Origin of the sequence: Lentzea indica, from assembly GCF_012184385.1 — a bacterium.
Lineage (GTDB): Bacteria > Actinomycetota > Actinomycetes > Mycobacteriales > Pseudonocardiaceae > Lentzea > Lentzea indica.
The window spans coordinates 62,479-68,831 of record NZ_VSRL01000020.1 but is presented as its reverse complement, the minus strand read 5'-3'; the positions used below and the strand labels follow the sequence as shown (position 1 = coordinate 68,831).

The window sequence follows — 6,353 nt, the reverse complement described above, 5'->3', positions numbered from 1 at the left end:
CCTGGCCCGCCGCGCCGTCGTGGTGCGCGCCTTGCTCGACCCCGCACTGTCCGCCGCGGCTTCCCGCGCCGAATCGGCTTCGCGCTCCGAGCGCGAGCTTGCCGAGAACGAACTTTCGGGCCTGCTGGGCGTCGTGGACCGCTCTGCTTTGGCGCCTGCTTTGGCTTTCGAGCTGGCCGACGCCGAAGAACGAGTCGTGCTGGCCCGCCGCGTGCACAACGACGCCGTGCGCGACACGCTCTTGCAACGTCGTCGCCGGGTGGTGAGGTGGTTGCGTTTGTCCGGCACCGCACCGCAACCGTCGTACTTCGAGATCGCCGAGCCCACCGCCCCGTCCGACGCCGTGATGCTCACGCCGCGTCCGTCGGCTCGTGTTGTTCTGACCGATGGTGCGGGCCGCGTGCTGCTGTTCCAGGGCTTCGACCCGGCCCGGCCGCAGGAGTTCTTCTGGTTCACCGTCGGCGGCGGCGTCGAGAACGGCGAAGAACTGCGGGACGCGGCCGTCCGCGAGGCCTTCGAGGAGACCGGCGTGAAGCTTGCGCCGGAGTCGCTGATCGGCCCGGTTTGGCGTCGGCGCGCGGTGTTCAGCTTCGACGGGGAGACCTTCGACGCGGAGGAGTGGTTCTTCTACGCGTCCGTCGACGGGCTTTCCGTTGACACGTCGGGGTTCAACGACGTCGAGAACGCCACCGTGTCCGGCTACCGGTGGTGGAGCGCGGAGGAACTGGCGGCCACCGAGGACGCCGTGTACCCGGCGCAGCTGGCCGAGCTCCTGCCCTCTCTCACCGCGGAGTGGGACGGCCGGACCCGCACGGTCCGGTAGGTCGTCCGTCTCTTGTGGACGATGATCACGATTCCGCGCGATGTATTGGATCTTGATGGATCTTTGTGCATGATCCTTTCGGGTCACCCGAACGGGTGACTCTCGGAGGGAGCAATCAGGTGCGTTTGTTCACCAAGGCGCTGGCCACCCTGGCGTCTGTCACCCTGCTGGTAGGCATTGGCATCTCGCCCGCGCAAGCGGCTACCGACTACAACATCTACGAGTCCAACGGCACGCGGCACGCGCGCGCCTGGGGCTCGATCGACTGGCAGAGCAGGAGCAAGTTCAACATCCCCAGGGCACACCTGCGTGACCTGGCCTGCGACGACCAGCCGGTGTTCTGGTACATCGACGTCGACAACCGCTGGACGGGCAGCGAGCGGTTCCACCACGGCGGCTGCAACTCGGAGGCGTCCTGGGACGACGTCCACGCCAGCGACATCGAGGGCATCCGGCGGATCGTGATCTACGTCTGCCGTGACACGTTCATCCCCGAGTGCGACTCCCAGGCGTTCAGCAACCCGAACTTCAGCTGACGCGACTGGGGTTTGGCCGCACGGCGGCCAAACCCCAGGAGGCTCACGACGGCCGCCTACACCGCCGGGATCACCGAGGAGCCGTAGGCGTCGCGCGTCTTGTCCTTCTCGTCGTGCATCAAATACAGAGCGAAGTTGTCGACGCCGATCTCCTTCAGCTCCTGCAACCGCTCGATGTGCGCCGACTCCGGCCCCACGAGGCAGAAGCGGTCCACGATCGCGTCCGGCACGAAGTCGGTCGAGCGGTTGCCCGCTTTGCCGTGGTGGGAGTAGTCGTAGCCCTCGCGGTCCTTGATGTAGTCGGTCAGGGCCTTGGGCACGACGCCCGAATCCCCGTACCGCGCAACGAGATCCGCCACGTGGTTGCCGACCATGCCACCGAACCAGCGCAACTGATCCCGCTGATGGGAGAGATCAGTCCCGACGTAGGCCGGTGCCGCCACGCACATCGTGATCGCCGAAGGGTCACGCCCGGCGGCGACCGCAGCCTCCCGGACCGACCCGATCGTCCACCGGGCGATGTCCGGGTCGGCGGTCTGCAGGATGAAGCCGTCGGCCTGCTCGCCGACCATCTTCAACGCCCGCGGACCGTACGCGGCCATCCAGATTTCGAGCTTTCCGTTGCGCACCCACGGAATCTGCACCGGAGTGCCGTGGTGCTCGACCTCACGTCCCTCGGCCAGTTCCTTGATCACGTGCATCGCGGTGCCCAAGGTCGACAGGGACGCCGGCTTCTGGCCGATCACGCGGCGGGCCGAGTCGCCCCGGCCGATGCCGCAGACCGTGCGGTTGCCGAACATGTCGTTCAGCGTCGCGAACAGCGATGCCGTCACCGACCAGTCACGGGTGGACGGGTTGGTGACCATGGGGCCGATGATCAGGTCGCGGGTGGCGGCGAGCACCTGCGAGTAGATGACGAACGGCTCCTGCCACAGCACGCAGGAGTCGAACGTCCAGCCGTAGCGGAAGCCGCAGTCCTCGGCGGCGCGGAGGCCTTCCACCACGTCCCGCGCCGGCGGGTCGGTCTGCAGCACGATGCCGAAGTCCACGGATGACGCCCTTTCTCAGACGAGGTACTGGTTGAGGTCGCGGGACACGAAACGGCCGTGACCCGTCGAGCCGTGGTAGGCACCGTCGGCGATCACCTTGCGGCCGCGGGAGAACACCGTGTCCACCTTGCCGGTGACCTCGAAGCCCTCGTAGGCCGAGTAGTCCACGGCCATGTGGTGGGTTTCGGAGGAGATCGTCTGCGTGGCGGCGGGGTCGTAGATCACGACGTCCGCGTCGGCGCCCGGTGCGATCACGCCCTTGCGCGGGTACATGCCGAACATTCGCGCCGGGGTCGTGGAGGCGATCTCGACCCAGCGTTCGCGGGTGATCTCGCCCTTCACGACGCCCTGGTGCAGCAGGTCGACGCGGTGCTCGACGCCGGGCATGCCGTTGGGGATCTTGGAGAAGTCGCCGAGCCCCAGCTGCTTCTGGTCCTTGAAGCAGAACGGGCAGTGGTCGGTGCTCACCACGGAAAGGTCGTTGGTCCTGAGCCCGCGCCACAACGACGACTGGTGTTCCTTGGGGCGCAACGGAGGCGACGCCACGTACTTCGCGCCCTCGAAGCCCGGCCTGGCCAGGTCCTCCAGCGACAGGTACAGGTACTGCGGGCACGTCTCGGCGAACACGTTCTGGCCCGTGTCCCGTGCGGCGGTCACCGCGTCAAGTGCTTGTGCGGCAGACAGGTGCACGATGTACAACGGAGAACCGGTCACCTTCGCGAGCTGGATGGCGCGCGAGGTGGCCTCGCCCTCCAGCTCGGGCGGGCGGGTCAGGCCGTGCTGGACCGGGTCACCCAGCCCGGAAGCCAGAGCCTGCGCGACGAGCTGGTCGATCGCGATGCCGTTCTCGGCGTGCATCATGATCGTGGCGCCGGTCTCGCGGGCCTTCTGCATGGCGCGCAGGATCTCGCCGTCCGTGGCGTAGAAGACGCCGGGGTAGGCCATGAACATCTTGAAGCTGTTCACGCCCTGAGCGATGCACGACTCCATCTCCTTCAGCGACTCGTCGGTCACGTCGGAGATGATCATGTGGAAGCCGTAGTCGATCGCGCAGTTGCCGTCGGCCTTGCTGTGCCACTTGTCCATGGTGGACAGCAGTGAGCTTCCCTTGGGCTGCACGGCGAAGTCGACGATCGTGGTGGTGCCGCCCCACGCCGCCGCGGTCGTGCCGGTCTCGAACGTGTCCGCGGACTGGGTGCCGCCGAACGGCATCTCCATGTGGGTGTGCACGTCGATCCCGCCCGGGATCACGTACTTCCCCGCGGCGTCGATGACTTCGTCGGCCTGCACGTCGAAACCCGGCGTCACGATGGCGGCGATGTGCTCGCCCTCGATCAGCACGTCGGCCGCGTGCGAGCCGGTCGCGTTGATGACCAGGCCGTTGCGGATGAGAGTGCTCATGGCGTCACCAGGCCCTCGTAGGTGTCGGGGCGGCGGTCGCGGTAGAACGCCCACGTGTCCCGCACCTCGGTCAGCAGGTCGAGGTCCAGGTCGCGCACGACCAGTTCCTCCTCGGTGTCGGAAGCCGCTTCACCGACCAGCTGGCCACGGGGAGAGACGAAGTACGTCTGACCGTAGAACTCGTTGTCTCCCAGAGGTTCCACGCCCACGCGATTGATCGCGCCGACGAAGTACTCGTTCGCGACGGCCGCGGCCGGCTGCTCCAGCCGCCACAGGTACTCGGACAGGGACCTGGACGTCGCGGACGGGTTGAACACGATCTTCGCGCCGGCCAGGCCGAGCGCACGCCAGCCTTCAGGGAAGTGGCGTTCGTAGCAGATGTAGACGCCGATCCGGCCCACCGCGGTGTCGAACACGGGGTAACCGAGGTTGCCCGGCTTGAAGTAGAACTTCTCCCAGAAGCCCTTGACCTGAGGGATGTGGTTCTTGCGGTACTTGCCGAGGTAGGTGCCGTCCGCGTCGATCACGGCCGCGGTGTTGTAGTAGATGCCCGGCTGCTCCTGCTCGTACATCGGCACGATGAGCACGATGTTGTTCTGCGCGGCGACTTCCTGCATCAGCTCCGTGGTGGGGCCGTCCGGGATCGCCTCGGTGTAGGAGTAGTAGTCCGCGTCCTGAACCTGGCAGAAGTACGGGCCGTAGAAGAGCTCCTGGAGACACAACACCTGCGCGCCCTGCGACGCGGCGCTGCGGATGTGCTCGACCGCGTTCGCGATCATCGACTCCTTGTCGCCCGTCCACTTCTGCTGGACGAGCGCAGCCCGGATGATGTTGCTCACCTGGTCATCTCCTTTGCGGTGTTCTCCTTGAGAGCAAGGAAAACCAGGAAACCGGCCGCGAAGCCGATCACCCAGTTGTAGTCGTAGAGCGGCTTGAGGAACGGAATCAGGCCATCCACCGGAAACGGTCCACCGTAGGCGCCACCGACCGCGAGCACGGAGCCCACGAGAGTCGCCAGGACGGCACGCCAGTTCCAGCCGCCGTTGAACCAGTACGCGCCCCGGCCGTCCAGGTAGAGATCGGCCAGCTCCAGCCGGGTCTTCTTGATCACCCAGTACCCGGCGACGAACACACCCGCCACCGAAGCGAGCAGGCCGCCGTAGAACCCGAGCCACGCGAAGATGTAGATGCCGGGGTCGGAGATCAGCCGCCACGGCTGGATCAGGATGCCGATCACACCGGTGATCAGGCCGCCCATCGCGAACGTGATGCGCTTGGGGAACGCGTTCGAGAAGTCGTAGGACGGACTCACGACGTTCGCCGCGAGGTTCGCCGAGATGGTGGCCAGCACCAGCGAGATCAACGCGATGATGACGAGGATCGTGCTGTCGAAGCGGGACGCGAGATCCGCGGGGTCCCAGATCGCCTCGCCGTACAACGCCTGCGCGCCGGACGTGGTCAGGATCGCCACGATCGCGATGAACGACATCGTGGTCGGCAGACCGAGGATCTGCCCGGTGGCCTGCTTCTTCTGGCTGCCGCCGAACCGCGTGAAGTCCGGCATGTTCAGGCTCAGCGTCGACCAGAACGCGATCATGCCCATCAGCGAGGGGAAGAAGACCTTCCAGAAGTCAGGCCCCCAGCCGAGCTTGCTGCCGGTGTGCAGGATCGGCCCGAAGCCGCCCGCCTTCACCAGCACGTAGCCCAGCAGGATCAGGAACCCGATGCTGACCAGCGGCGCCGTCCAGTTCTCGAACCGCCGGATGGCGTCCATGCCGCGCCAGATCACGAGCATCTGCACGACCCAGAAACCGAAGAAGCACAACCACAACGTCCACGGCTGACCGCCCACAACGGACGCTTTGGTCCACCCGTCACCCGCCAGCCGGCCGACGATCACGTGCAGCGCCTTGCCGCCGACCCACGTCTGGATGCCGAACCAGGCACACGCGATGAACGCCCTCAGCAGCGCAACAAGATTCGCGCCGCGGATGCCGTAGAACGCGCGGGCGAACACGGGAAACGGGATGCCGTACTTCGTGCCGGCGTGGCTGTTGAGCAGCATGGGAACCAGCACGATCAGGTTGCCCAGCGTGATCGTGAGGAACGCCTGAACCCAGTCCATGCCCAGCGCGATCAGGCTCGCCGCCAGCGTGTAACTGGGAATGTTGTGCGCCATGCCCATCCACAGCGCGAAGAAGTTGTAGGTCGTCCACGTCCGCTGCTCGACAGGCACGGGCGCGAGCTCGGGGTTGAAGAACCTGCTGTCCTCGATGGGACGCACGTCGCTCAGCTCGACGCGGCCATCTGGTGTGACCTGGGGCGGTGAGGACTCGACTGCCATCGTTCAACCCCCTGTTACGCTGCTGAAACACGGCAAACGCGGTCGGTTTCCATCGGTGAATCCTGGGTCCGCTGTCGCAGGTGTGGCAGTGTCAGAGTGTCCACGCTTGTCATGATCCGCGCACATTCTGTGCTCCAGAGATGGGAGAGGTCTGCTGACGGAAAGCGTCAGCCGGTCTCTTCCGCCGTGTCTTCTGGGGG

6 protein-coding genes are annotated in these 6,353 nt (G+C 66.2%); 2 read left to right on the top strand and 4 right to left on the bottom strand.

The window, feature by feature from the left end:
* The coding region (locus FXN61_RS08470; RefSeq protein WP_167971913.1) for an NUDIX hydrolase at positions 1-823 on the top strand (823 nt) is incomplete at its 5' end.
* Positions 824-942: 119 nt separating this feature from the next.
* Positions 943-1,359: a hypothetical protein gene (locus FXN61_RS08465; protein ID WP_167971911.1), complete on the top strand. Its 417-nt coding sequence runs from the start codon at positions 943-945 to the stop codon at positions 1,357-1,359.
* A gap of 56 nt (positions 1,360-1,415) precedes the next feature.
* Here the strand turns inward: FXN61_RS08465 and FXN61_RS08460 are convergent, their stop codons facing one another.
* The 4 genes from FXN61_RS08460 to FXN61_RS08445 are packed head-to-tail and all read right to left on the bottom strand — an operon-like array spanning position 1,416 to position 6,153.
* A complete protein-coding gene (locus FXN61_RS08460; RefSeq protein WP_167971909.1) occupies positions 1,416-2,408 on the bottom strand; it encodes a TIGR03842 family LLM class F420-dependent oxidoreductase in 993 nt (330 codons plus the stop codon).
* Between the two features lie 15 nt (positions 2,409-2,423).
* A complete protein-coding gene (gene hydA / locus FXN61_RS08455; protein WP_167971907.1) occupies positions 2,424-3,809 on the bottom strand; it encodes a dihydropyrimidinase in 1,386 nt (461 codons plus the stop codon).
* Positions 3,806-4,648, bottom strand: a complete 843-nt coding sequence (locus tag FXN61_RS08450) for a nitrilase-related carbon-nitrogen hydrolase (protein ID WP_167971905.1) — start codon at positions 4,646-4,648, stop codon at positions 3,806-3,808. Before FXN61_RS08450 ends, hydA begins: the two co-directional genes overlap by 4 nt.
* On the bottom strand, positions 4,645-6,153 hold the full coding sequence (locus FXN61_RS08445; RefSeq protein WP_167971903.1) for an NCS1 family nucleobase:cation symporter-1: 1,509 nt from the start codon (positions 6,151-6,153) through the stop codon (positions 4,645-4,647). The genes FXN61_RS08450 and FXN61_RS08445 overlap by 4 nt, the downstream gene beginning before the upstream one ends.
* Positions 6,154-6,353: the final 200 nt, after the last annotated feature.

What these genes read in the sequence shown, in the direction of transcription:
- FXN61_RS08445 (WP_167971903.1), bottom strand. Translation starts at nt 6,153, where the DNA reads ATGGCAGTCGAGTCCTCACCGCCCCAGGTCACACCAGATGGCCGCGTC.
- hydA (WP_167971907.1), bottom strand. Translation starts at nt 3,809, where the DNA reads ATGAGCACTCTCATCCGCAACGGCCTGGTCATCAACGCGACCGGCTCG.